General features: G+C 49.0%; 24 protein-coding genes and 1 tRNA gene. 12 read left to right on the forward strand and 13 right to left on the reverse strand.

The features are described 5' to 3' along the window. Nucleotides 1–143 precede the first annotated feature (143 nt). The 5 genes from V0288_RS17210 to yidD all read left to right on the forward strand — a co-directional run bounded on the left by V0288_RS17210 (nucleotide 144) and on the right by yidD (nucleotide 3,905). Nucleotides 144–1,595 (forward strand): hypothetical protein, encoded by a 1,452-nt coding sequence (locus V0288_RS17210; RefSeq protein ID WP_332866377.1) that lies wholly within the window; start codon nucleotides 144–146, stop codon nucleotides 1,593–1,595. Between the two features lie 331 nt (nucleotides 1,596–1,926). Continuing rightward, nucleotides 1,927–2,142: a hypothetical protein gene (locus V0288_RS17215; protein ID WP_332866378.1), complete on the forward strand. Its 216-nt coding sequence runs from the start codon at nucleotides 1,927–1,929 to the stop codon at nucleotides 2,140–2,142. Beyond that, the gene (locus V0288_RS17220; protein WP_332866379.1) at nucleotides 2,139–2,567 is read left to right on the forward strand and encodes a type II toxin-antitoxin system VapC family toxin; all 429 of its coding nucleotides are present in this window, start codon (nucleotides 2,139–2,141) and stop codon (nucleotides 2,565–2,567) included. Before V0288_RS17215 ends, V0288_RS17220 begins: the two co-directional genes overlap by 4 nt. Nucleotides 2,568–2,905: 338 nt before the next feature. Next, nucleotides 2,906–3,508, forward strand: a complete 603-nt coding sequence (locus tag V0288_RS17225; RefSeq protein ID WP_332866380.1) for a PRC-barrel domain-containing protein — start codon at nucleotides 2,906–2,908, stop codon at nucleotides 3,506–3,508. Nucleotides 3,509–3,620: 112 nt separating this feature from the next. Continuing rightward, on the forward strand, nucleotides 3,621–3,905 hold the full coding sequence (yidD, locus tag V0288_RS17230) for a membrane protein insertion efficiency factor YidD (RefSeq protein WP_332866381.1): 285 nt from the start codon (nucleotides 3,621–3,623) through the stop codon (nucleotides 3,903–3,905). A 152-nt stretch (nucleotides 3,906–4,057) separates the two neighbouring features. Here yidD and V0288_RS17235 read toward each other — a convergent pair. The 4 genes from V0288_RS17235 to rpmG form a co-directional block, all read right to left on the reverse strand. After that, nucleotides 4,058–4,130 (reverse strand) — tRNA-Phe (locus V0288_RS17235). Between the two features lie 145 nt (nucleotides 4,131–4,275). Further along, nucleotides 4,276–6,537: a sensor histidine kinase gene (locus tag V0288_RS17240; protein ID WP_332866382.1), complete on the reverse strand. Its 2,262-nt coding sequence runs from the start codon at nucleotides 6,535–6,537 to the stop codon at nucleotides 4,276–4,278. Nucleotides 6,538–6,908: 371 nt separating this feature from the next. Then, nucleotides 6,909–7,124, reverse strand: a complete 216-nt coding sequence (rpsR, locus tag V0288_RS17245; protein ID WP_332866383.1) for a 30S ribosomal protein S18 — start codon at nucleotides 7,122–7,124, stop codon at nucleotides 6,909–6,911. 41 nt (nucleotides 7,125–7,165) lie between these two features. After that, entirely contained in the window at nucleotides 7,166–7,360 is a 195-nt protein-coding gene (rpmG, locus tag V0288_RS17250; protein ID WP_332866384.1) for a 50S ribosomal protein L33, read from the reverse strand. A 3,209-nt stretch (nucleotides 7,361–10,569) separates the two neighbouring features. Between rpmG and V0288_RS17255 the strand changes: the two genes are divergently transcribed. Further along, a complete protein-coding gene (locus V0288_RS17255) occupies nucleotides 10,570–11,751 on the forward strand; it encodes a hypothetical protein (protein ID WP_332866385.1) in 1,182 nt (393 codons plus the stop codon). Here the strand turns inward: V0288_RS17255 and V0288_RS17260 are convergent. The 3 genes from V0288_RS17260 to V0288_RS17270 all read right to left on the reverse strand — a co-directional run bounded on the left by V0288_RS17260 (nucleotide 11,748) and on the right by V0288_RS17270 (nucleotide 15,146). Then, complete coding sequence (locus V0288_RS17260; RefSeq protein ID WP_332866386.1) at nucleotides 11,748–12,374, reverse strand: Uma2 family endonuclease; 627 nt, start codon at nucleotides 12,372–12,374, stop codon at nucleotides 11,748–11,750. The two genes, V0288_RS17255 and V0288_RS17260, sit on opposite strands and share 4 nt — an antisense overlap. 62 nt (nucleotides 12,375–12,436) lie before the next feature. Continuing rightward, nucleotides 12,437–13,363 carry a branched-chain amino acid transaminase gene (locus V0288_RS17265; RefSeq protein ID WP_332866387.1) on the reverse strand — a complete coding sequence of 309 codons (927 nt, stop codon included), beginning with the start codon at nucleotides 13,361–13,363 and terminating at the stop codon, nucleotides 12,437–12,439. Nucleotides 13,364–13,388: 25 nt separating this feature from the next. Next, complete coding sequence (locus V0288_RS17270) at nucleotides 13,389–15,146, reverse strand: M61 family metallopeptidase (RefSeq protein WP_332866388.1); 1,758 nt, start codon at nucleotides 15,144–15,146, stop codon at nucleotides 13,389–13,391. Between the two features lie 315 nt (nucleotides 15,147–15,461). Between V0288_RS17270 and V0288_RS17275 the strand changes: the two genes are divergently transcribed. Continuing rightward, nucleotides 15,462–17,294, forward strand: coding sequence for an ATP-dependent nuclease (locus V0288_RS17275; RefSeq protein ID WP_332866389.1), 1,833 nt, complete (start codon nucleotides 15,462–15,464; stop codon nucleotides 17,292–17,294). 67 nt (nucleotides 17,295–17,361) lie between these two features. On the opposite strand, the gene V0288_RS17280 is transcribed toward V0288_RS17275, so the two are convergent. The 3 genes from V0288_RS17280 to V0288_RS17290 form a co-directional block, all read right to left on the reverse strand. Beyond that, entirely contained in the window at nucleotides 17,362–17,703 is a 342-nt protein-coding gene (locus tag V0288_RS17280; RefSeq protein WP_332866391.1) for a carbon dioxide-concentrating mechanism protein CcmK, read from the reverse strand. A 102-nt stretch (nucleotides 17,704–17,805) separates the two neighbouring features. Continuing rightward, on the reverse strand, nucleotides 17,806–18,114 hold the full coding sequence (locus tag V0288_RS17285; protein ID WP_332866392.1) for a carbon dioxide-concentrating mechanism protein CcmK: 309 nt from the start codon (nucleotides 18,112–18,114) through the stop codon (nucleotides 17,806–17,808). Nucleotides 18,115–18,363: 249 nt separating this feature from the next. After that, nucleotides 18,364–18,531, reverse strand: a complete 168-nt coding sequence (locus V0288_RS17290) for a hypothetical protein (protein WP_332866393.1) — start codon at nucleotides 18,529–18,531, stop codon at nucleotides 18,364–18,366. A gap of 249 nt (nucleotides 18,532–18,780) precedes the next feature. Here V0288_RS17290 and V0288_RS17295 point away from each other — a divergent pair, with 249 nt between their 5' ends. Together V0288_RS17295 and V0288_RS17300 are read left to right on the forward strand one after the other, a co-directional pair. Beyond that, nucleotides 18,781–19,074, forward strand: coding sequence for a hypothetical protein (locus V0288_RS17295; protein ID WP_332866394.1), 294 nt, complete (start codon nucleotides 18,781–18,783; stop codon nucleotides 19,072–19,074). A gap of 46 nt (nucleotides 19,075–19,120) precedes the next feature. Further along, nucleotides 19,121–19,594: a low molecular weight protein-tyrosine-phosphatase gene (locus V0288_RS17300; RefSeq protein ID WP_332866395.1), complete on the forward strand. Its 474-nt coding sequence runs from the start codon at nucleotides 19,121–19,123 to the stop codon at nucleotides 19,592–19,594. Nucleotides 19,595–19,800: 206 nt separating this feature from the next. Here the strand turns inward: V0288_RS17300 and V0288_RS17305 are convergent, their stop codons facing one another. Together V0288_RS17305 and V0288_RS17310 are read right to left on the reverse strand one after the other, a co-directional pair. Continuing rightward, the gene (locus V0288_RS17305; RefSeq protein ID WP_332866396.1) at nucleotides 19,801–20,454 is read right to left on the reverse strand and encodes a response regulator transcription factor; all 654 of its coding nucleotides are present in this window, start codon (nucleotides 20,452–20,454) and stop codon (nucleotides 19,801–19,803) included. Nucleotides 20,455–20,607: 153 nt separating this feature from the next. After that, complete coding sequence (locus tag V0288_RS17310) at nucleotides 20,608–21,060, reverse strand: cupin domain-containing protein (RefSeq protein ID WP_332866397.1); 453 nt, start codon at nucleotides 21,058–21,060, stop codon at nucleotides 20,608–20,610. 134 nt (nucleotides 21,061–21,194) lie between these two features. Here V0288_RS17310 and V0288_RS17315 point away from each other — a divergent pair, with 134 nt between their 5' ends. Both V0288_RS17315 and V0288_RS17320 read left to right on the forward strand, forming a co-directional pair. After that, nucleotides 21,195–22,310 carry a branched-chain amino acid ABC transporter permease gene (locus tag V0288_RS17315; protein WP_332866398.1) on the forward strand — a complete coding sequence of 372 codons (1,116 nt, stop codon included), beginning with the start codon at nucleotides 21,195–21,197 and terminating at the stop codon, nucleotides 22,308–22,310. Nucleotides 22,311–22,496: 186 nt separating this feature from the next. After that, nucleotides 22,497–23,261 carry an ABC transporter ATP-binding protein gene (locus V0288_RS17320; RefSeq protein WP_332866399.1) on the forward strand — a complete coding sequence of 255 codons (765 nt, stop codon included), beginning with the start codon at nucleotides 22,497–22,499 and terminating at the stop codon, nucleotides 23,259–23,261. Here the strand turns inward: V0288_RS17320 and hisH are convergent. Beyond that, a complete protein-coding gene (gene hisH / locus V0288_RS17325; protein WP_332866400.1) occupies nucleotides 23,246–23,887 on the reverse strand; it encodes an imidazole glycerol phosphate synthase subunit HisH in 642 nt (213 codons plus the stop codon). The genes V0288_RS17320 and hisH overlap by 16 nt on opposite strands. Here hisH and V0288_RS17330 point away from each other — a divergent pair. Continuing rightward, on the forward strand, nucleotides 23,868–24,374 hold the full coding sequence (locus tag V0288_RS17330; protein ID WP_332866401.1) for a hypothetical protein: 507 nt from the start codon (nucleotides 23,868–23,870) through the stop codon (nucleotides 24,372–24,374). The two genes, hisH and V0288_RS17330, sit on opposite strands and share 20 nt — an antisense overlap. Nucleotides 24,375–24,377 lie beyond the last annotated feature (3 nt).

The raw sequence follows: 24,377 nt of genomic DNA on the forward strand, positions 1-24,377 counted from the left end.
TATCATTTTAGAGGCTTTTTTTATCGCTTTGTTTCTATCGTTCAACACTTCTGGGAAATTATATCAATTATAAACGTTATTGGGAAGGCACGATTTTTGCCGTACAGACGATAGACTTCAATATTCTCTCGCACACGCTTCCCATGAAGCTATCCCGCTTATTACTCGATGGAAATAAACAGGAGCTACAGAGGACGCTCGACAGTAACTTTGGTAAGTTCGGATTGGTTGTTACCGATTGTCAAGAAGCGACCGTCGAGTGTGACGGCCAGAAGATGATCGCTTCTACCGACTCGAAGGAACGGTGGAAAAGCGAGTTAACGATAGAGTTGTTAAAAGAATATGATTACGATATTCTTCGCGATCCGCCGCCCCTATTAGCGGAAAAAAACTATCGAAGCCCCCGAAGCGATCGAGGAGAGATTACCGGTTGGAAAAATCAAGGGACGATTATCGGACGCGTGTATTACGTCCGAGGAATTTATCCCACCTTCCCAGAGTCTTTAAGAAATTGGTTAGGACGGCCGTTCGGAGCAGGTACGAATAATATTTATACGATGATGGCTCTCATTAGCCTTTTCGGGGTCGTCGCTTCCGCTTTGAGTATCGAGTTCGTTTTGTATAGAAAACGTTTACGACTAGAGCGGGAAGAATCGGAAAAACGGCTCTTAGAAAACGAGTCCGAAAAACTTAAACGGGAGTTGGAAGAACGTTCCAATCAGATTTCCGCTTTAATCAAGTCCGAACAAAGTTTACTAACTCGATTGCAAGACTACGCCTCTCGCCAGCGAGAACGTGAATCCCGCCTACAACAGGAACTAAATTCTCTCGAAAATGAAGTCGGTACGAGTCGAGAATTATTGAGCGAGAGAGAACGAGAGCTTGAAATAATCCGACAAAGCCTTCGAGAAACCGAAAGAACGATCGAGGAGCAGAGACAATCGATATCAGTTCACGAAGCGGAGAAAGAAAGCGTAAAGCGAGACTTAAAGCGAACCGAACAAGAATATATCGATAAAGTAAACGCTATACGCGAGAAAACCAAGGAAAATGTTAACTTTTACCGAATATACGCTGAAGATGTCGATCGGAATTCGAGTAATTTACGACGGGAAAAAGAGCGATTACAATCCGAGAACGAGCGATTACAATCCGAGAACGAGCGATTACAATCCGAGAATGAATCTTTAAGAGGAGAGCGAGCGGAATTCGATCCCGATTCCACTACCGCTCGAACCGGGATCGATATGTCCTCTATCACTCTCGTTCTCGCGGGCGGAGGCTCGAGTATGCGTTTGAAAATTATTTCAACATTGAAACAAGATTATAATTTGAAGGAGGCGATCGAGATTCCCTCTTCTGATGAAAGAAGACTTGATAAAAGAACGATCAAGCGAACAGCGCGTCGAGGAGATCTGATAGTAGTAATCACGAGATTGACTGGACACGATCTTTCCGAGCCTATCGCTCAATTAAAACGTCAAAGAGCTATATCTGGAAAAGTTTTAATGTTGCAAAGTCCAGGCGTGCCGAGCGCAGTTAATGAAATCGTCAATTATCTCGCTAGACAGAATGATGAACCCCTCGTCAGATAAATGCTCATGATAGTTACACTTCGGAGTAATTTTTGATAATTTACGCTAATTTACCGTAAACTGTATTAAAACTTGTCGGTAAGCTCCGAAGGTAAATAAATCCAGCCGATCGAGTAGGTTGGTTTGACGGTTGGAAACCCAACAACATCTCATGAAATTCACGAGATGCTACTATTATTAATAGTGCGATCGCCGATCGGGTAGCACTTGCCGTAAGGGTTAGCCAATCAACATCATCCCTACTCTTTGTCGGTTAAAGGTGGTAGGATTGTAATGATGCTCTCTGAATCATTATCTTTTCGTCAAAAACGATTCATTAGGGGAAACTAACATGGCACCCAACATTTCTGTAGAGGAACGCCTTGCCGCGGTAGAAGCGGCGATCGCCGAGTTACAGAAGCAAATCGCGACCCCTCAACCGACGAATTGGTTACAACAAATTACAGGGTCTTTCAAAGGTGAACCGGCCTTTGAGGAAGTAATCGCTTACGGACAGGCGATTCGCCGAGGGGATGAGTCTATCCTCGAAGCACGAGACGAACTATGAAATATTTGCTGGATACAGACCATTTGAGCGTTCTTCAGCGCCAAGCGGGGCAAGATTTCCGCAACCTTTCAACGCGAATGGCCCGGTATCCGCTATCAGACTTTGCTGTATCAACCGTGACGTTTCACGAACAGATGCTCGGTAGCCACGCTTACATTAATCGCGCTCGTAACCTAAATGACGTAGTGAAAGGATATGAAATGATGGCGCGACTCGTCACCGACTTTCAGGTGTTGCCTCTCATTTCATTTGATGCGGGTGCGGCTACGACATTCGATCGATTACAGTCACAACGAATTCAACTAGCAAAGATGGACGCGCGGATCGCGGCGATCGCGCTGTTCCGTGGATTGATTTTGTTGACCCGTAATCATCGAGATTTTGGCAAAGTGGCAGGTTTACCGATCGAGGATTGGACAGTTTGAAGCATCTATAAAAATACTCGTGATGACTAGCGGCCGAACAACTTCACGGTTATACCGAAGCGACGATTCGGTTAAGGTTGTCTGTTTTTAGCCGAGATTAGGCGATCGAAAAGGGTCGCTTTCGTTGTCGAGTTCGGGGAAGCGATCGCCGCCGGGGTACGCCAAACCGCTAATCTTGATGAGTTTGATTCTAACTCTCCTTCTCATCGGCTAGAATGGCTGAACTCCTTCGACGGGCGATCGAGAAAATCTCTCCGGCGGGGGGGTCGATCGAGTTCGGGAATTTCTAACATGAAAGTCAGAATAGAAAATCCTGAATAAAAATCGGAAAACGGCTTATGTCCCTGCATAAAATTCAAGATTTCGATCCCGATTATCACGATCGTTTCGAGGGAAAAGATGTGATCGGCTATCCCGTGTACGCGCGGGATGAAAAAGTCGGCTCGGTGGAAGATATTTTAATCGAGGATAATGGAGAGTTTCGCTATCTCGTCATCCATACCGGTCTCTGGGTGTTCGGGAAAAAGATTCTCCTCCCGATCGGTTGCACTCGAATTAATTACGAGCGCAAAGAAGTTCACGCCGATACTCTCGATGAAGAACAGGTAAAAGCTTTACCGGAATATAACGAGGGAATGACCGTCGATTTCGACCACGAAGAAACGGTTAGAAACGTGTATCGATCGCGCGGTTCCTCTTCCGCGGTGGGGGTTCCCGCGGGTATGGGAGTGGGCTACGGTGGTGCGGATACCGCCCCGACGACGAACAATACTCCCCCGCGGGTCGATACGAGTGTCGGTTATGACGGGTACGATCGAGATACCTATTGCTACGATCGAGATCCCGATCTCTATACCCTAGACGATCACTATCATTCGGGATTTAAAAAATATAAAACCCGTTATCAAGAGTCGCGGGCTACCGGTTCTAGCGTGTGTTAAAGGTCGTTTTAGCCGGTTCGATTTAATCCGAGATTTATGGGGACGCGAGCCTCGCGCCCCCACGATATTATTCCTTCTTCTTAGGTTCCCACACCCTACACCCCACACCCTTATGAATGTTTCCGCGCTGACACGACAAACGGCCTTTCGATCGATCGAGGGGTATCAGAAATATATTTCGCCGAAAAAGGGGTTTTCCTGTCCCCATCGACTGCTACACGGGGGGGTATCGTGTTCCGATTACGTCAAAGAACGGATTCTATCGGATAATTTGGGCGATATCGTTCGTTTTTCGGTGCGGCGGTTTCAAGACTGCGCTAAAACCGGTAGAGCCTTAAAATCTTCCGCGTCGGGGGGGTGTATTATCGTTCCCTGCTGTCTGCCGATCCCGCTTTAGGCGGGAGGTTTCCGTAAGCCCGCGCATTTCGGTTTTTTGCCGTGTTCTCGGTAGGATCGCCACTCGGTCTGTGGAAGAACCCGTGAAGAGGTTGTCCCCTCACAGCCATTCGCGAGGGGTTTCGACTTCTGACTTTATCTAGTGTTCTTGGATGCCAAGAGCCGGAATTGAACCGGCGACACGAGGATTTTCAGTCCTCTGCTCTACCAACTGAGCTATCTCGGCGCTTTTTTTTGTCCTTGTCTAGAATAACACGCGCCCCCGAGAATTGCAAGCGATTTTCTAGTAACTCGAAAACTTTATTCGATCGACCGGCAACAAATCGACCTCTACTTTACTAATCCACGAGGATTTTCAGTCCTCTGCTCTACTACAGGGGCAAAGTGAGGGTGAATACCGTCAGGCGATCGAGACTGGAAACCCCGATCGAGGCGTTTAGGCGATCGACCAATTTGCGGACGAGGGCTAACCCTAACCCCGTTCCCCCGTAGCGCCAGGGATCGCGCTTGGGAACCCGATAGAAGGGGTCGAAAATCCGCGATAACTCGTCCGCGGGAATTTCCGCGCCCCAGTTCCGCACCTCGATCGAGATCCCGTCCGGCACCCGACTCGCCACCAGGGCGATCGCTCCCCCCGACGGCGTGTATTTACAAGCGTTGGTGAGCAATTCCCGCAAAACCCGATCGAGCGTGACGATATCCGTCCGAATACAGGGCAGATCCGCCGCGATATCGATCACTAACTCCTGTTCCCGTTCCCGCGCCATCTCCCGGAACCCCTTCGCTAACGGGGGAAGCCACGAGAGTAAATCCGCCTCCTCCCGCACGATCGAGACGGTTTCCGCGTCCAGATACGTCAACGTCAGTAAATCCTCGATGATCTTGCCCTGTCGCCCGCATTCTTGATGGAGAATCCGCAACAGTTCGCCGATCGAATCGTCCTCGTCCGGAAGAATCCCCTTCAGTTCGAGAAAACTCTCTAACGTTTCGGCCGCTAACCGGATACTGGTGATCGGGGTTCGCAATTCGTGGGAGATGGTTTTCAAAAACTCGTTCTTCAATCGTTCCAGCTTTTCTAACTCCCGGAGTTGGGTTCGCGAGGACTCGTAGAGACGCGCCTGCCGGATGGCGATCGCGCACTCGTCCGCGATCTGCCGGACTAACTGAATCTCCAGATCGTTAAAAATCATCGCCGCCGGTCGAACCAGCCAGAGATTGCCCAAAAATCCCCGATCGTCGAACATCGGACAGGCTAACCACGTCACCCGATCGAGATCCGGATGATCGAACGGCGAGAGGTTGACGAACTGTAACACCTCTTTGCGGAGGAGCGAGCGATAGATTTCCGGACAATCCGCCACCTGTCGCGTGATTCCCTGACAGGAAGGCGGTTTTAAAATGGTCTCGTAGGCGATCGTCGCGGTGGCCCGATCGGGGCTGTAGAGTTCGATGCGCGCCCGTTCCACCTGGAGAACCTGTACCAACTCCCGCGTCGCCGTTTGCAGGATCTGCCGCTCGTCGAGACTATCGCGAATTCTCTCGGTGATCCGTTTCACCATCGCCTCGTATTTCCAGCGCATCTGGATTTCGGCCGTTCTCTGCTGTACCCGAGACTCCAGCGCCACGTTCAAACATTTCGCGCGGTGGTGTAATTCCGCGTGTCGGATGGCGATCGCTACCTGAAGCGCCAACTGTTGCAGGAGATCGATCTCCGGTTGTTGCCACTGTCGCGGTTCCCGACAGTTTTGGGCGATCAGTAACCCCCATAGATGCGGGTTCGCCGCGTCCGTTTCTAGATATCCCTCCAGATCCGAGACGATGGGAACCACCAGATTCGCGCGCACCTGAAGGGAGGTTAAAAAGTCCCGATAACAGGGATGCAATCCCGCGACGCGCACGTCCTCGATCGCCTGGATATGCCGTTTCCGGTAACTATCCACCCGATCGACGGAGAGACTGAAACAGGGATCTTGAACGGTGGTTCCCAACACCGAACGCGCCTGAATATCGTGAGATTCGACGACGATCGCCCCGCTACCGTCGGGAAAAAACCGGTAGATCAACACCCGATCGCAGTTGAGAAACTGCCGCACTTCCTTCACCGTTCTCTGCAAGATGCGATCGAGATCCAACGATTGCCGGATTCTCTCCTGCATCACCCCCAGTAATTGTTCCCGTCGCGCTTGTAGTCGTAATACTTCTTCGGCTCGCTTCCGTTCGGTGATGTTGATACTGGTTCCCACCAATCGGTAAACGCGTCCGCGCGCGTCCGGGAGAGGGGTTAGGGTAGTCAGCCACCACTGGGGAATCCCCCGCACGGGTAAATACTGTTCGTAGGAGATCGCCGTCCCGAAGCGGAGACAATCGTTGTAGTGTTGCCGTACCGCGCGCGCCGGTTCGGGGGGGAGGATCTGTTCCGGGGTTTTGCCCTTGATCTCGCTCGATCGCTGTCCCGTCCAGCGTTCGTGTGTCGGGTTGGCGCTCGCGTAGCGGAAATCCCGATTTTCCAGCACGTCCACCACGACGATCGATGCCTCTACCGCGTTAAAAATACTCTGGAGAAATGCCGCGCTATCTTCTTCCTCTCTCTGTTCCCGGAAATTCCGGCCGGTGTCGGATGGATACTGTTGCATGAAAACATCCCCGCTTTCGCTAACTCCTGAATAATCACGGACATTCGCGCGAATTGCCGGAATTCAGAAATCATCGTCGAGAAAGGAGTCAGGAGTCGGAGTTTAGAATTGTTTTACGCCGAGAAATTCCATAATTTCGGTAGCTGACCGTAAAAACCCTAGATCGTGACTTTTCTGTCAAGGATTTATGAATCGCGCGCTCCGCCCATCGATTCGATCGACCCCCCCGAAAAATTAACATTTTTTTAAGATTTTCTCATAAAACCTCTCGCCCGCGTCGGTTTTTACATATTTCTTTGCACGAACACGGGAGCGATCCCGGAACACCGAGATCGCTATTTTTCGGGATATTCTGCCAAAAACACCGGCGATTAGGCTTCTTGGTTAACGAACGGCAGTAAAGCCACGATCCGGGCGCGTTTAACGGCCGCGGTCAGATCTCTCTGCTGTTTCGCCGTCAGGCCGGTAATGCGTCTAGGGAGAATTTTGCCGCGCTCGGTGATAAATTTACGGAGCAGTTCGGTATCCTTGTAGTCGATCGGCTGACTGGGGGGGATGGGAGAAAGACGTTTACGGTAGTAACTCATAGGTTTCGGGGGATTGGGTTGACAATTCGGCTAAAGGGCGCTTACTTAATTTCTTTGTGAGTCGTGTGCTTGTTGCAGTGGGGGCAAAACTTTTTCAGTTCTAATCTAGCGGTGGTGTTGCGACGGTTTTTGCTCGTCGTGTACCGGGAAACGCCGGGGGAACGCTTGTCCGGATTGCTCCGGCATTCCGTACATTCTAGGGTGATGATCAGGCGAACGCCTTTTTTACTGGCCATAACAGGAAAGGTCGGTTGGATTTAAACGCGATCTCTCATTATCGCGTATCGATCGCCTTTCTCGCAAGACCGCCCGTACAGAAGTCAGGAGTCAGGAGGGAGAACCCGGAATAATCCGTTCCAAAACTCTTCCTAAAACCGATCTAGCTTGGTAAACCGTGATTTTTCGCTTTTTTAGATTATCAAGCCCGAAGGACGCGAGAAATCTATTTTCGACCTCTTCTTTAGAAAACAACGGGAATACGGCAGGGGTAGCCCGGTAGGATCGCGCCCTCTCGCGGTTACGGGTGCCGGGTAATTCCGTTGGCCGGGAAAAAGCGAGGGGGAGAGAATCCATCCATCGGACGCGACCGAATAAGACTTCTCCCGTTCGGTAACTTTTCCGTCTCGGTTCAACCGAAACCTTCCTAAAAGTCGAGCTTAGGTTATGACTTTTGTAGTCGCTCGTTCCGGTCGGAAAATCTCCCCTTCGACTCTCGATCGATAATCGGAAATCGCTTTTCGCTCTATCGGCTAAAATTTGCCGAATATTATCGCTCGATCGTGCTGAACGCGGGGAACGTGTCGGATCGTTATCTTTTTCGGGAAAATCTTTTCTTTTTGACCGTGATATTCTATCTCAGGCTCTGGTTTTAGCTCATGCAAAAGCGGTAACTCCCCGTTGTACCGAGTCTTCGACTAATACAAAGGCAATAGAACTAGAGCGATGTATTCATTTATTTCTTTAGGGGGAAACTATTAATATCTCGGCTTTTAAAACCTCACAAAAACTTCACATTTTTTTCTAGAGATCGCATATTTAATAAACTTTGGTGTATTTTAAAAATAGCGAGCGTAAAATGGCGTTTACAAAAGTGTATAGGCAAAAATCTCGAAAAATAGACTATTCAACTCCAAGCACTTTGTTTCAAGACAAAGTAAAAATCTGCCAAAATGGCAGACTGGAAAAAACAAAACCGTTTATGTTGTATGAGACCACCGAATTAGTTCGATCAATATTCAAAAAATAGAGAGAAAACTATGATGATTAACGACCCGTTTTCTGTTGAATTTGCTGACACGAATAAGGTCAAGGTCGGATTATTATCTCTATATTTACGCGTCCTAGCTATTCCTATACAATCTCCGCTTTCTATAAGGATCGGCAACACCGCGTTAGACCGCGACTAGCCCGGCCACGATAACCGAAGACAGGAGCGATTTAATTAAACACCCTTTACCTAAAACCGGACGAATGTTTTCTCGGACAGCCGGAACGACGATCGCTCGATCGCCCCGACAATCGAGAGTCGATCGATATTTAAAATCCCTTATCCCTTTATCCTTAACTTCGCTCTTACTTTATCGAAAATGACCGATCCGATCTCCTCTAACTACAATAATCACCGGCCCGCTTTTTTCGCGAGCGATCGCGCGAGAGCGTGTTGATTGATGATGACCGCGCTTTCCCTCGATCGAGTACCTTTCTAGCGCGAGAACTTCAGGAACCGAAATCGAGTGTATCGTTCGAGCGATCGATAGTTCTTCGATCTAAATAGATCGGTTAGTTCTCGGTTGACTCTCCAATTCGATACCAAACCGAACTTCGATCGATGGGGACTCCTCACGAAAATCTTTCGATCGAGCGCCCTAGTGACAAAAACGAGTATTAAATCAAGCGAACTTGTCTACAGTTTTCGCTTAAAAACTGGCATTATAATAGGTATTGCCCCTTAAGTGGTGTGATAAATAATCGTAGAATTTTGCCGATCGAAAGCGTTTCAAAGCGGTCTTTCGAGGGAAAGATAACGAGGTGAATAATCTTATCCGACACGTATATAGAAAAGATTTCCCGTCGATCTATCTTTCGATAACAACCGCAAGAATATTGATAGATCGAGAAAATTTTTGAGGTCGACGAGAATCTATTTAACGAGCTAGATATAGCTCGTGTACGTTTAAATACCAGTAAATTTTCAGGCTAGAGATTCAAAACCTTAGCTAAAATTTACTCATTTAAAAACCTCTAGGATTTTCAGGAAATCATTTGATTCTTTTAAATGACAAACATCTAACAGATCGAGCTTGATAAAAATTCAGATCCGTTAAAAGTATGTATCGAGAGATCCATAAAAATAACTTATAAATATTCGATGATTTTTTCCGAATAAAAAAACTGAAATCTGCCAAAATGGCAACCACGTAAAAGCAAAAATATTTATGATATAAACATCAACTGAATCACAGTTGTAAACACCAAAAACTACAAGGAGAAAAAAATCATGTTTATTTCTGATCTCAGCCACTTACAAACCGTCGAAACCAACGAAGTTCAAGGTAGCGGTCGCTCCCGCTTAAACGTCGGTGTCAACGTCGATGTCTCTAACGTTACCCAAGTCCAAAACGCTGTTGCTAATTCTGTGGCTTTATTCGGTAGTGCATCGTTAGCCGCAATTGGACAGAGTCAGGAGACGACTATCCGCCAATAGCGATCGCTTAAGAATCGACAGTAATCACGACTTGGCAATTTTTCTGGTTATTCCAAAAAAATGATCGTTCCCGTCACGAATACAATCATCTAAAACCCGATTGTTTCGTGATGGGTAATGGATAAACCTTGCCAAGTCGTGTTTCTCTCCGATTCTCGTACTTTTCCCAAGAAAAACCTTTTTTAACCGAAGGTTCGCGGACGGTCTGTATTTCCAGATGTTAGAAGTGCGGTAAATATTGATTCTCCCGATCGAACGATCGCGATCGAACGTTTTTCGAGCTAAATCGCGCTGTCAGTTACGGCTCGCCTCTCCAGAGCGATACCCGATCGAATCGCGAGAGGTTAAAGTTTCCACCAAGTTCTGGCTCCGGGTATTTCTAGTAAAAGTTTACTTTTTCCTAGAATCTCCTGATTGGGGCGTTTTTCGATCGAGAAAGGAACACTCGAACGGCCGGGGTGTCCTCGCTTTCCCGAAAAACGCTCTTTTTCCTCGATCGATCCCGGAAACCCCGGATCATTTTCCCGGAGAACTTCCGCTCGATTCCCGATTTCCGTCGGGAAGTTTTTCGCTATCAACTTTCAGGGAGAGAATTTTCGCGGGTTCGTTAACCGATAAGGGTTATGGACGGATGGCACCCGGAAAGGTCGGTGGGTGGGAAACGAGCGATCGCTTTTCCCGCGAGCGTTCGGCGATCGATTCCCCTACAATAACGGAAGACCTTTTCGCGGAGATGGAAAGTTGCGTCGATTCCTCGGTTTCTTGGTTCTGTTCCTACTGCTTCTCGGGTTAGGAACACCGGCAAGAGCGGACAAACCCTTTATTCTGGGCTGGTTCGCTTTAATATTCTACGGCGGTGAGGGAAAAACCTATGACACGACCATACCCGCCCGGGCCGCGGCGGAGGGGTATAATACCCTTTTCGTGTACTACGCGCAGATCGTCTCGGAGGGAACCTTTACCGGGGTTTCCGCGGACAAGCTGGACGAACTTTTAGAAAACGCTCGAATATCGGGGGTTACGCTGTACCTAGAAATCTCCCGAGATGCCATTTTGTCCGGGAAAAACCTGGAAGGGATCGTCAGTTTCGTCCGCAAATACAAGAATCATCCCGCCGTTGGCGGTTGGTATTTAATAGACGAACCGGAATTACAAGAAGTAAACGGGGAACACGTCCTCCGAAAAAATCCGCAATACGTGTCGGACGCTTACCGGGCGATCCAAGCGGAAGACCCCGATCACCCGGTAATTATCGCGTTTTACGGACGTTCGATTCGATCGGGCATCAATATCGGGCCTTTCGTTAACTCGGCGGATCTACTGGCCGTAGATTACTACCCGATCTTGATCCCGCCGTACTGCTCGAATACCCGAGAGTTCGCCTGTGACTTATTCCTTTCCCAAATGTACCCGGATCTACAGCAAATGTCGGGGCTTTTCGAGCGCGAGAAAAAGCCGCCCATGTTTCTCATCCTACAGGGAAGCGGGTACAAAAAGTACGACCAGCGCGAGCCTACGGTAGCGGAAACCCGTTACTACGTGTTGACGAGTCTACAAATTCCTACTTCCGGTGTTTTCTTTTTCATGTGGGAACTTTCTTCCCCCGCTTGGCGAAACGAGGTACTGAATCCGATCGTGGCCCAAGTGAAACCGTATTTACCGTACCTATCCCAACGGGTGAACACTGGGATTAAAACGAATAACTCGAATCTCGCGTATCAGGTATTCCGGAAAGAGAACGAGTATTTCATGTTCGTGACTAACCCGAACAAGACGAGTAAAAGTACCACCTTCACCTTCACCGGTAGCCCGTTCCAAAAAGTGCCGAGTACCGTAACTTGCGACGGCAAAACCATTCCGGTGAAGAGAAAACAATTTACTTTAAATCACACTAAGTTCGGGGCGAACATTTGCACTTTTTAGGAGCGAGCGACCGCGACCCATTCGCGGAATTTCCGAACCAGAGTTAAATAATCCGTATCCGCGACCCGCTCTAGAAATGTCCGAACTTCTAGTATCGGTATATTCGGAAAAATTGCACTTTCCGTCGTCTGACAATATCCTCCTTCCCCTAGCTGAAAAAGTCGCGATCGCGTTCCATCGTCAACCCAAACTTCCCGAACTCCTAATTCCGCGTACACATCCAGACGAAGTTTAGAACCGCTCGTAATATCGATTTCTAGAACTAAATCGGGCGCGGGGTCGCGTTCGAGGTCGATTCTCTTTTTCCCGCGAATGAGCGCGATATTTTTCGGGTTCGTATAGAAACATTCATCGGGTTCGTCCCCGCTCGAACTTGGACGTTTAAAAGTCGTGGAACCGAGGGGATGAATTTCTACCTCGAATTCTTCGGCTAATGTCTCCACGAAGCGCCCGAACACGGTTTTATAGAGTTCGTGTTCGGGGGAGGGGGCTATTATTTCTAGAATTCCATGATAGTAGGTGAGGCGAAAACGTCGATCGCTCAGTTCCTCTAGAAGTGTCTCGTAGGTTTCTCCAACTAATCCCCGAGAGGAGGATTTTTTCCTCCGGCGGGGTGAGAACAACGCCTGTCATGGAAATCGCCTCCCGTTCGGAACTTCACCCGAAAGTTCCCGTGAGTTCAGGATTATTCTAACGGAACCGCGGTGATCCAATCGCGATACTCCGGTACTTGATTGTTGACGATCGCTGTTAATTTTTCTTTCAATTTTTGCGTGATCGGCTTCTCTTGCGGTAAGACAAAAGTTTCGATCTGTTTGACGGGGGTAATTTTCGCCGCCGTCCCGCTTAAAAAAACCTCATCGGCCACGAATAATTCCGTTTTATCGACCGGTCTTTCCACCACCGGAATCCCGAGATCCCGCGCCACGGTGAGAATACTATCGCGGGTGATCCCCTCTAAAATATCCTGATCGAATCCGGGGGTAATTAACTGTCCGTTTCTAACCACGAAAATATTCATCCCCGTGGCCTCGCAGATTTTGCCCTGGGTATTCATCAGAATCGCTTCATCGAAACCCGATTCCACCGCCTCCGTTTTCGCCAGCGCCGAGGTAATATACGCCGCGCTAATTTTTCCGCGCAGGGGTAAACTTCTATCCTCCTGCCGGTACCAAGAACTAATCCGACATTTCACCCCGTTCTCGTCGAGATAATCGCCCATTTGTAAGCCGTAAACGAGAAAATCTTTCTCGATATTATGGAGGCGGGGAGCGATTCCCAAGCCAGAACTATAGGCGAGCGGACGGATATAAAAAGGAACCCGACATTTATTGATTTTGACAAAATCGAGAATAATCTGATAGATTTTGTCGGCGGGAAGATCGAAATTGAGATACTTCGCGCTCTGGCTCAATCGTTTAGAATGTCGATCGAGACGGAATAAAAGAACTCGATCGCTATTTTCCGGGTCGGGTGTCCCTCTCAAACCCCCGAAAGCCGCCGTCCCGTAGTGTAACGCGTGGGTAGCGACCGATAATTTCGCATCATCGAAAGGGACGAACTTACTCTCGAAATAGGCGTAAGGAAGAAAAGGAATCTTGTTACTAGACATTTTTTTAGACAGTTTAGGCGATAGTTTAGAGGGATTTCACCCATTCCGAAAAGTTCTGTTTCTGACGATTCGACGGGTTCTCTATCGAAACGATCTCGTAGCGAGCCGGTCGCGGTTCGGCTAACGTTACCGGAACCGTTCGCAGTTCATCGAGATGAAAGACGGTAACTTGAATAATATCACCACTCCGGTAGTCTTTGAGCCTTTCGGGTAATTGTTCCGCCGTCACCCGCAGTCCGTCGAGCGCCAGTAACTCGTCATCGGCCCAGATTCCCGCGATTCGCGCCGGGGAATCCATCTCGACGAATTTAACGATCTCTTTCCCCTTCTCGCTCTGTACCCGCGCGCCCCAATAGGGAACCGTGTCCCCGTTCGTCACGCCTTTTAAATACAAGCCAAATGGTTCTAGATACTCGTTAAACGGCAATTCTTCCAAACCATCGATATAACGGTCGTAAAAATCGCTTAAATCCGTCCCCGCGACCGATTCGATCGCCGTTTTTAACTCCGCGTCCGTATAACCGATCTCTTCTTTCCCGAAATTCTCCCACATCGCGCGGAGAACATCATCGAGGGAACGTCGGTTCTCGCTTCGCGCGCGGATGAGTAAATCGAGGAGAAGGGAAACGAGTTCACCCTTGAGATAGTAGGAAATCTGATTATTATCGCTATTGTTGTCCCGGCGATAGAGTTTAATCCACGCGTCGAAACTCGATTCGCTCAACGGCTGGACTTTTCGCCCCGGCGTGGCTAGATAGCGGCTAATTTCCTTGCTTACAAGGTCTAAAAACGTCTTAGTATCGTAAATTCTCGCGCGCAGGGGAATCACCATATCGTAATAGCTGGTCGTCCCTTCCGCGAACCAGAGGGCGTTCGTATAGTTCTCCGCCTCGTAATCGAAGCTTTCGAGGGCTTTCGGGCGAATTCGCTTGATATTCCAGAGGTGAAAGAACTCGTGGGCGACTAATTGCAGGAAACGGTTATATTTTTCCCGATCGCGCAGTCCGAAGCGCGCGTAGTTCAGGGTACAGGAATTTTTATGTTCCAGTCCCCCGTATCCTCCCGCGGATAGATGCAGGAGAAATAGATAGTCATCGTAGGGTAAATCGCCGAATAACGCCGATTCTACCTCGATAATGCTCTTGGTATCGTTCAGGAGTTTCGGCACGTTGGCGTTATTGCCCTTGCCCCAGATCGCGAACCGATGGGGTTTTCCCTCGACCTCGAACTGGTGTACGTCGTGAATGCCGACCTCGACGGGACTATCGACGAGGGTATCGAAATCGGCGACATGAAAGGTGTTTTCCCGGCCGGGTACGGGGGGTAACGCGGTGGCGACGCGCCAATCGGGACGCGGGGGAACGATCTGTAGGGTGAGGGGTTGTCTCTCGAAACCGGGGATAAAGAAGAATAGCGCCGCGCCGTTAAAATAACCGTGGGTATCGTCGAGATGGTTGGTTCTGACGGTGAGATCGTTGGCGAAAACGCGGTATTTCACGGTAATTTCGCTCGTGTCGTCGGTTTCGATCTGCCAGTGATTTTTGCTAATTTTTTTACTTTTCAGCCCGATCGCTTGAAAATCTTGGACTAGGCGCGAGTATTCCCGGACGAGATACGATCCGGGTGTCCAGACGGGCATTTTTAGGTCTAAAACGGGGGATTGCCAACCGCGAACCTCTAGCGTGACTTCAAACAGATGCGAGGTCGGTTCGGGCATTGCTACCTGATAGGTGAGCGCGACGCGGGAGGAGGGGATAGAAGGCCGGGGAATAAGACTGGTCATCGGGGATCGATCGAGCTTTCCGATACATTATAGGCGATCGCTCCCCGTTCAGTCCCGCTCTCGTTTCCGTCCTCGATCGCGTCCGGTCGGTTACTGTCGGGGAGTTTCGGGGGATTATTAGCGGTTCGATCGTTTTCTACCGATTCTAGAATTTTTTTTACAAGTTTCTCGGTCGATTGCCTGAAAAATCTTTTCTAGTAGCTCGATCGCCAAAATCTAGAATAACGAGCTAAACTATCATATATATCGGAACTCGATTCCCGATCTGTAATCGATCAGTCACTTGCCCTACCTAATCTAATTGGAGTTTGTGAAATGAGATATACCTCGTTCACCATTTGTAATTTTAAAGGAATTCGAGAACTAACACTAGATCTTGGTGGAAATCCAGCATCTAAAGTATTTATATTGGTTGGTCTAAACGAGAGCGGAAAGACAACTATCATGGAAGCTCTTTCATTTTTTTATGAAAACATCAAAAACATAGACGAAGAATACTTAACCCTTTGTCCTAGCGGAGTCATTAGCAAAGATTCATTGATCCCTAAAAACAGAAAAGACAATTTTACAGACAAAACAAGTATTAAAGCACATTTTGAGCTTGACAAAGAAGATTTAGAGTTTTCCAGAAAAACCCTTAAAGAACATGGATTTGTTTGTGAAGAATTCCATCCAAGAATGAGCATAGAACTGAAATTAAATTTCGAGAATTCTTTGTTTAAGAATACGGTTTTTCGCTGGGAAACTAATATTTTTGGAAAAGAATCCAAAAAAAGAAATCAACAAAAATTAAATCCAGAATGTAAAGCATGGAATTCTTTTTCTAGTTTTATTAGAAAGAATATTCCGCCTATTATTTACTATCCTAATTTTCTATTTAATTTTCCAGATGTTATATATTTAGAAGAATCGGATGGAGAGGGTATAGAGCAAGCTTTTTATCGGAGGCTTGTTCAAGATATTCTCGATTCGTTGCCGAATCAACTTAATGTAAAAACACATATAATAGATAGGGTTGGGCAGGGAACTCGTCAGCAAAAAGAGGCCGTAAACAGTGTTCTAAATAAAATGGGATCGCAAATCACAAAGCTTGTTTTTTCAGAGAACCTTAGTGTTTTTAGAACAGATATAACTAACAAGTCAATTATTGTCAGTTATCCAGAAATAGATGAAGAACATGGTATTTTTATAGAATTACAACTCAAGGATGGTGAAGACAGCTATTATATTCGTGAAAGAAGTTTGGGTTTTCGATGGTTCTTCACGTTTTTGCTTTTCACTCAATTTCGAGTTCTTAGATCACAAGGTAATACAAATTTAGTTTTTTTGTTTGATGAGCCAGCTTCTAATTTACATCAGGCGGCTCAACAAAGGCTTGTAGGTGCCCTCGAAAAATTAACGAAATCTGGGGTGTCTGTAATTTATTCGACTCATAGCCATCATTTAATTAATCCAAAATGGCTCGAAAATACTTATATTGTCAGAAACAAAGCTCTTGAATACGAAAAGGATGATATTGACAATTTTGAGCCAACTAATATTGAGGTGGCAAAATATAGGAATTTTGTTACTAATCACCCCGATCAATATACTTATTTTCAGCCAATTCTAGACATTCTAGAATATCGACCTAGTAATCTTGAGCCAATACAAGATGTTGTTATGGTAGAAGGGAAAAACGATTTTTATACTTTGAGTTACTTTCAAGATGTAATTTTACAGTCAGAGAAAAAACTGGCACTTCTTCCGGGTATGGGTTCAAGTGGTCTCGATACCGTGATTCGACTCTATTACGCGTGGGGTAAGAAATTCACGATATTACTAGATAGTGATAAAGAGGGACACAGACAGAAAAAGCGTTATCAGGAACTTTTTGAAAATATTGTTAAAGATCGTTTATTCGTTCTTGAAGATGTTGATCCATCGTGGTCAGGTTATGCTACAGAAAAGCTTTTTGATGATCGAGATCGAATCGCCATTCAAAATTCAATCGATGTAACCAAGGATAAATTCGATAAAAAATACTTCAATTTAGCCATCCAAGAAAATCTTGCTAAAGCTCATCCTGTTTCTATTTCTCAATCGACAAAAGACCGATTCAAAAAGTTATTGAATGTTCTTCGCGATTCTTTAGAGGCACAAAAATGATCTAAACAAAAGTTGGAACCCTCGCGAGTCCCAACTTTTGAAAAATCGAAAAACGATCGCCCTACATTTATCGTCGGGTCATCGCGCCATCGGCGGCGGCGCGGAAAGGTTCCACGGCTTCGCTAAAATCGATCGGTAGGATGGCGACCACGTTATCGTGGGGACGGGGGATAATCACCCACGTCTCTAGAGCGGCACCTTCGGTTTTATTGACCGCTTCGATACCCGCGGCCATCGCGGTTTTCACCTCTTGCACGTCACCGCGGATATTGAGGGTGAAACGGGCGCTACCCGCTCTCAGATAACCGACGATCGTGATCCGTCCCGCTTTTACCATCGCGTCAGCGGCCGCTAAAATTCCAGGAAAGCCTTTTGTCTCGATCGATCCCACGGCGGGTTGGGCTGGCATAAGAAACTCCTATAACGACAATCGAATACGCTTAATTGATAGATTTCAATCTCTTTTTCAGTCTTTCACTATAATCTAGTTCGCGCCCGATCGCTATAGGCACTAACTCCGAAACGGCGCGGACTTATCCGTGTACTGCACCGGTAGAACCGCGAGAACGTTTTCCGGGGGGTTGGGAACGATGTAATGGCTGACCACGTTACCGCCGTAGCCCTCCTGTGCCGCCGCTAATCCCGCCTCGACCGCCATATTCACCTCGGACACGGGACCGCGAACGGCGACGAGAAATTCCCCTCTCTCGGCGAGGTCGAAATAAACTAGCGTCACGCGTCCCCCTTTCACCATCGCGTCAGCCGCCGCTAGAACCGGGGGAAAACCTAGCGTTTGAATCACTCCGACCGCCTCGGGCATCGTTTTTATCTCTCCTGTGAAAGCAAGCCCTAATTATACCGGTTTAGGGGGATGGGGAAATGAGGGGATGGGGAGGTGAGAGAGATGGGGAGGTGGGTATCCTAGAAATCCCTTAGACTTTGTGAAGTTCCCGAAGGCTCCACGGGGATATACGGAGATAAAGTACCTGCCAGGAGATTGTAACCCTCGATCGGGATCGGAAAACCGCGCGCGAGTCGCGCCTCGCTCGGAGATCTTGCCGGCGGCGCACTAACTTTGCACTCTTTCCCGTGTGTGCGAGTGCGGGGCTTCCTGTGACGAGATTTCTAGGCAATTATGCAGGGAAGTTCCCTGAATAACGACCCATAACCCGGTTTTCGGGTCTCGATAACTTAAAAAAGGATTTGGCTGTAAGGGTTTCCCGGACACTTTCGCCATAACGTTTATCTTCGATCGATTCATTAAAATATATTGTAGGGCAAGCGATTCGACGGATCGTGATCGGTTCCCCGAAAAAAAGGTGATCTAGATCACCACCCGCTTTCGAGATCGGTAGAAACACGTACACGGCCAGCGATCGCCGCTAATCCCAAAAATTTCTTTAAAATCCGCGAATCGATCGAAAAAAGCGGGTGATTATATCATGTAATTGACTTGATTGTTCCGAACTAGCGAAGGAGTTTTCATTTGGTCTACCCCCGCGTTTCTAGCCGAATTTACTGTTTTCGAGCCGATTACGTGGTATCGAGCGCGTTTAATCGCCAGAATCTTCCCGCCTGGCTCTCCCTGGAAACCGATTGGCGAGGTTATCGCATCTATACCCTCCCGTGGGTCGCGGACGTGGCTAGGGTCTTGGGGTTACTCTCGATCGAGGACACGATCGAGGATTGGATCGAGTACCTACAAAGTCTCGGACTGGAGGCGATTACCCCCATCGATAGCGAGGAGTTTTTCGAGGACAAGTTCTCGTCGGGATGCTAACCGAACCGTTATAATCATCGATCGCAAACCCATCCCCCGCTCGAATATGGCCTATCAATTACTGTTCGTCTGTCTGGGAAACATCTGTCGATCGCCCTCCGCGGAAAATATCATGAATTACCTGATCGAGAAAGAGGGACTCGGCGATCGGATTCACTGCGATTCCGCGGGGACTTCCAGTTATCACATCGGTTCACCTCCCGATTCCCGCATGAACGAGGCCGCCGCCCGACGGGGAATCCCGTTAAAAGGACAGGCCAGACAGTTTATCAAGGAGGATTTCGAGGAATTCGACCTGATTCTGGCGATGGATAAGAGTAATTACGACGATATTCTCTCCCTCGATCGAGCGGGAAAATACCGCGATAAGGTGAAATTGATGTGCGACTACGCGCGTCACCACCGGGAAAAGGAAGTTCCCGATCCCTATTATGGCGGTCGCGAGGGATTCGATCGGGTGATCGAACTTCTCCTCGATGCCTGCGGGGGACTCTTAGAAGAGGTGAAGGAAAAAATCTAGAAAAAACCGGTCAGCGGATCGCTCTTAAATAGTAGCTAACGCTGAAAAACTAGCGCCTTGAAAGCTGATAGCTGAACGCTGATAGCTAAGCCTCCTGCCTCCTGCCTCCTGCCTCCTGCCTCCTGACTCCTGACTCCTGCCTCCTGCCTCCTGCCTCCTGACTCCTGACTCCTGACTCCTGCCTCCTGACTCCTGACTCCTGCCTCCTACTCGATCAACCCGTGTTCGATCGAGTAGCGAACCAATTCCGCTCGATTCCCGGTCAGGGTTTTTCTAAATAAGCTACTGACGTATTTCTCGACGGTTCTCGGACTTAGATGCAGTTGATGACCGATATCGACGTTCGAGAGTCCCCGCGCGAGATGTTCTAACACGTCCCGCTCGCGATTGGTGAGCGTGATTTCCTCCAGTACGGGGGTGGAAACGCCGGCACTCCTGCCGGGAATCTGTACGGGATCTTTTTTATATTGCCACTCGCTCTGAATGATCTGCGATCGCTCCAGAAGATTCCGGATCACCGCTTTCAACTCCTCCATCTCGAAGGGTTTCGGTAAATACACGTCACAACCCACCTGATAGCCGCGAATCCGTTCCTCCGTCGTCCCCCTCTCGGTGAGAAAGATCACCGGTAAGAGCCGGAATTCGGGACGTTGACGCACCCTAGAGACCAAAGTATAACCGTCCATCCGGGGCATCTTGATATCCGATACCAACAGATGGGGATGATAGGTATCTAATCGGGATAAAGCCTCCTCACCATTACTCGCCGCCACTACGGAATAGCCCGCTAGTTCTAAATAGTCTTTAATCGCCAGACGGATGCCGGGATCGTCATCGGCGATCAGGATCAAAAGAGGCATGGTAAGTCATGAGAACAGGAACTTTCACTACTATTAGCCTATCACTCCCGACTAGATCCGTTCGCGATCGACGATCGACCGGCCCGACAGAATTCCCGATCGCTCGCCGGTAACGATCGGGAGTTTCGACGCGGGAAAACAACCCGGTTCGCTCTAACGCGCTACCGGGACGGACGCGAGCGCGTGACATCGCGCCAAAACCTCGCGCGCGGCCGCCAGATCGTAGGGAAAGGGCGGTTTCATCGGTCGGTAATCTTTGGAAATCGTTTCTCCGTGGCGGATCACGGCGTTAACGAGAAAACAGGGCTTATTTTCTAGGTTAATCGCCCCGTGGGGAACTCCCGGCGGGATGGTGACGACTTGGGGTTTATGCTCGCCGAGGGGAATGTAGCGGTAGCGTCGATCGCTTAAAATAACGAGGACGAAACTGCCGCGCGCCACCAGTAACTGATCGGTTTGGTTGCGATGGACGAACAGATCGTCGATCGTTCCCGCGGGAATCTGTACCAACATCGTTTCGTTACAGGATTGGGGCGTGTAGAATCTCGCCATTCCTCCCTGAATCGATTCTAGTGGACGGAGGGCAATGTCTTTTACCAAGCTCATCGTCGCTATCCTCGGGCTAGTTTATGATTATCCTTACCTTCATTTTACGGAAACTTTTATAAACAAATGTAATGCAAACGACATAATTACACCAAAGTGTGATATAGAGAAAAAACCCGATCGAGCGAGGTTGCATGACGGATTATCTGGTTTCACTGACGATTTGGGCGGGACTGTACGCCATTTTCGCGCTCGGGTTGAACCTACAATGGGGATTCACGGGCTTAATTAACTTCGGTCACGTCGCTTTCGCCACCCTGGGAGCCTACACGACGGTTCTCTTGACCTTACAGGGCGTACCGATCCCGATCGCCGCGATCGCCGGGGCGATTCTGGCGGCCTTGCTGGGACTGGCGATCGGCGTTTCTACCCTGCGATTGCGGGAGGATTATCTAGCGATCGTGACGATCGGCGTGTCCGAGGTGATCCGTCTGGTGGTTTTGAACGAGGAATGGCTAACGAAAGGAGCGTTCGGGGTGCAACGCTATCCCCTGCCCCTCGATTTCACCCCGAATCTCTTCACGAAACTGGTAATTATCGCCCTGTTCACCGGGATCGCCATTTTCGCGAACTGGCAGTTATGGCGGGGTATCCGGCGACAGTGGCGCGAGAGCGGGGAAATCGCGGGGAAAAGCTATCAACCGCGAACCCCGATCGCGTTAATCGTCTGGGGAGTGCTGGCGGCGATCGCTATCCTCGCTCTCTACATTAACGGGACGATCGCCCTGAGCGATTACGACTACAAAGCCGGGTTAATGGTCGCGGTGTTAACGGTTCTCGTTCTCGTGTTCAGTGGCTTGGAATTTCTCGCTCGATCGCCCTGGGGACGCGTTCTCAAAGCGATCCGGGAAGACGAGCAGATCCCTAGGGCGCTGGGAAAAAATGTCTTCTGGTACAAACTACAATCGTTCATGCTGGGGGGCGCGATCGCGGGGTTAGCGGGCGCGTTTCTGGCGTGGCAGTTAACCACCATTTACCCGACCAATTTCGAGCCGTTATTGACCTTTAACGCCTGGATTATCGTTATTCTCGGCGGATCGGGGTCGAACGCGGGAACGCTCCTCGGCGCGGTTATTTACTGGGCTTACGACTCGTTAACCCGTTTTATCCTGCCCCAGTTGACGATTTTCAACGATAGCCAATTAGGAGCCTTACGCGTCATGATTATCGGCCTGATCCTGATGGTCTTGATGATCTGGCGACCGCAAGGGATTCTCGGCAAGAAAGAGGAATTGACGTTAGGGAAGTAGGGGAGTGGGGAGATGGGCGATTTTTTGGGGGAAAAGGGGAAGGGGGAAAGGGAAAAGGCGGCTTTTCATTCCTTTACCCTTGGCCTTATTCTCGTGCCTCTTGTTGTGTGGTGGGTTACGCTTCGCTAACCCACCCTACGGTCTGCTTCACACCGCGAAAATTGTTGATTTTTAGAAAAAAACTTTATGACACAGGAATTATTGCTATCGGCGAAGGGATTATATAAGAGTTTCGGCGGGATTCGGGCGGTGAATGATGCCTGTCTGGACGTGCCGAGGGGGAGTATTACCGGACTGATCGGGCCGAACGGGGCGGGAAAGACGACTTTATTTAACCTGCTCTCGAATTTTATCCGGCCCGATCGAGGGGAAGTGTATCTCGAAGGCCATTCTATCCAGAATCTGCCGCCGCACCGGATCGCGCTTCAGGGATGCGTGAGAACCTTTCAGGTGGCGCGGGTGTTGTCGCGGTTGACGGTGTTGGAGAATATGCTGATCGCCGCCCCGCACCAGACAGGAGAGGATTTCCTACAACTGTGGTTACAGCGGCCGCGGGTTCGGCGGGAGGAACGGGAAAATAAGGAGAAGGCGCTGGAAATTCTGGAATCGATCGGATTATCGGCGAAAGCGATGGATTACGCGGGCGCTTTATCCGGGGGACAGCGGAAGTTATTGGAAATCGGCCGGGCGTTGATGACCGATCCGAAGTTGATTTTACTCGATGAACCGGCGGCGGGAGTGAATCCCACGCTAATCGGGCAGATCTGCGAACATATTACCGAATGGAACCGTCAGGGGTTAACTTTCCTGATTATCGAGCATAATATGGACGTGATCATGTCCCTGTGTCATCACGTTTGGGTTCTCGCGGAGGGGACGAACCTCGCGGACGGAACCCCGGAGGAAATCCAGCGGAACGATCGAGTTTTGGAGGCTTATCTAGGAGAGTAGGCGAGTTCGCGCACCCCGTTGACGAAGTTGGCGAGGATCTGTAAGCCGTTTTCCGAGGATTTTTCGGGGTGGAATTGGACGGCGACGAGGTTATCGCGGGCGATCGCGGCGGTAACGGTCTGACTGCCGTGGGTGACGGTAGCGGCGGTTACGCGGGGATCGAGGGGATCGACGTAGTAGGAATGGACGAAATAGACGCGGGGATCGATCGCCAGTCCGCGCCACAGGGGATGATCCGGCCCGGTGAAGTGTAATTGATTCCAACCCATGTGGGGGATAGTGATGCCGGGTTCCGATCGAAATCGCCGGACTTTCCCCGGAATGATGCCTAAACCGGGTTCCTCGCCTTCTTCGGACGCGTCGAAAAGAATCTGTAACCCTAGACAGATGCCGAGAAAGGGTTTTCCGCTCTCGATCGCCTTTTTAATCGGTTCTTCGAGATGACGGGCGCGAATCTGCCGGACGGCGGGATCGAACGATCCGACACCGGGGAGAACGATCGCGTCGGCTTTTTCTAAATCCGCGAGGGAATCGGTGATTTTTGGAGTCGCGCCGACTTTTTCCAGTCCTTTACAGGCGGAGTGGAGATTGCCCATGTCATAGTCGATGACGGCGATCGAGGTCATGGTTACGGGATTGGTAGGTGAATCGGTGAATATTTTTATTGTACTGTTTGACCGGGGTTTCCCGTCCTCTCTGTATTTTTCGATCGAGATAGATCGCGTTACCGTGAAAGGATACGATCCTTTACCCCGAACGCTCATGGTTCTTCATTTCTCGAATACCTCCCGCGAGACAGAAACGATCGAGCTACGCTACGTGATAGAAAAGACCGAATCCGGACAGATTAGTGCTTACGCGCTGGAATTTCCGGAATATCGGGTAGAGGCGGACACGGAAGAGGAGGCGATCGAAAAACTGGACGCTTATCTCGATTCTTTTCTGTCCGAGAGAAAAATTATTTTCCGACAATTTCAAATCCCGCCCGCGAAACCCGAAAATCCGTGGATGAAATTCGCGGGTGTTTTTAAAGATAGCCCGATTTTCGCGGAAATCGCCGAGGAGATCAGAGCGGAAAGAAGATCGATCGAAAATGATGTAGAGGATGAATAGACT

It is taken from the genome of Pannus brasiliensis CCIBt3594, assembly GCF_036688125.1.
Classification (GTDB): Bacteria; Cyanobacteriota; Cyanobacteriia; order Cyanobacteriales; family Microcystaceae; genus Pannus; species Pannus brasiliensis.

Coding starts and splice junctions, on each gene's coding strand:
- V0288_RS17310 (WP_332866397.1), bottom strand. CDS start 21,060: ATGAGCTTGGTAAAAGACATTGCCCTCCGTCCACTAGAATCGATTCAG.
- V0288_RS17225 (WP_332866380.1), top strand. CDS start 2,906: ATGTCCCTGCATAAAATTCAAGATTTCGATCCCGATTATCACGATCGT.
- rpmG (WP_332866384.1), bottom strand. CDS start 7,360: ATGGCCAGTAAAAAAGGCGTTCGCCTGATCATCACCCTAGAATGTACG.
- V0288_RS17300 (WP_332866395.1), top strand. CDS start 19,121: ATGGCCTATCAATTACTGTTCGTCTGTCTGGGAAACATCTGTCGATCG.
- hisH (WP_332866400.1), bottom strand. CDS start 23,887: ATGACCTCGATCGCCGTCATCGACTATGACATGGGCAATCTCCACTCC.
- V0288_RS17240 (WP_332866382.1), bottom strand. CDS start 6,537: ATGCAACAGTATCCATCCGACACCGGCCGGAATTTCCGGGAACAGAGA.
- yidD (WP_332866381.1), top strand. CDS start 3,621: ATGAATGTTTCCGCGCTGACACGACAAACGGCCTTTCGATCGATCGAG.
- V0288_RS17305 (WP_332866396.1), bottom strand. CDS start 20,454: ATGCCTCTTTTGATCCTGATCGCCGATGACGATCCCGGCATCCGTCTG.
- V0288_RS17330 (WP_332866401.1), top strand. CDS start 23,868: ATGACGGCGATCGAGGTCATGGTTACGGGATTGGTAGGTGAATCGGTG.
- V0288_RS17280 (WP_332866391.1), bottom strand. CDS start 17,703: ATGCCAGCCCAACCCGCCGTGGGATCGATCGAGACAAAAGGCTTTCCT.
- V0288_RS17315 (WP_332866398.1), top strand. CDS start 21,195: ATGACGGATTATCTGGTTTCACTGACGATTTGGGCGGGACTGTACGCC.
- V0288_RS17265 (WP_332866387.1), bottom strand. CDS start 13,363: ATGTCTAGTAACAAGATTCCTTTTCTTCCTTACGCCTATTTCGAGAGT.
- V0288_RS17270 (WP_332866388.1), bottom strand. CDS start 15,146: ATGACCAGTCTTATTCCCCGGCCTTCTATCCCCTCCTCCCGCGTCGCG.
- V0288_RS17285 (WP_332866392.1), bottom strand. CDS start 18,114: ATGCCCGAGGCGGTCGGAGTGATTCAAACGCTAGGTTTTCCCCCGGTT.
- V0288_RS17210 (WP_332866377.1), top strand. CDS start 144: ATGAAGCTATCCCGCTTATTACTCGATGGAAATAAACAGGAGCTACAG.
- rpsR (WP_332866383.1), bottom strand. CDS start 7,124: ATGAGTTACTACCGTAAACGTCTTTCTCCCATCCCCCCCAGTCAGCCG.
- V0288_RS17290 (WP_332866393.1), bottom strand. CDS start 18,531: ATGGCGAAAGTGTCCGGGAAACCCTTACAGCCAAATCCTTTTTTAAGT.
- V0288_RS17215 (WP_332866378.1), top strand. CDS start 1,927: ATGGCACCCAACATTTCTGTAGAGGAACGCCTTGCCGCGGTAGAAGCG.
- V0288_RS17275 (WP_332866389.1), top strand. CDS start 15,462: ATGAGATATACCTCGTTCACCATTTGTAATTTTAAAGGAATTCGAGAA.
- V0288_RS17320 (WP_332866399.1), top strand. CDS start 22,497: ATGACACAGGAATTATTGCTATCGGCGAAGGGATTATATAAGAGTTTC.
- V0288_RS17220 (WP_332866379.1), top strand. CDS start 2,139: ATGAAATATTTGCTGGATACAGACCATTTGAGCGTTCTTCAGCGCCAA.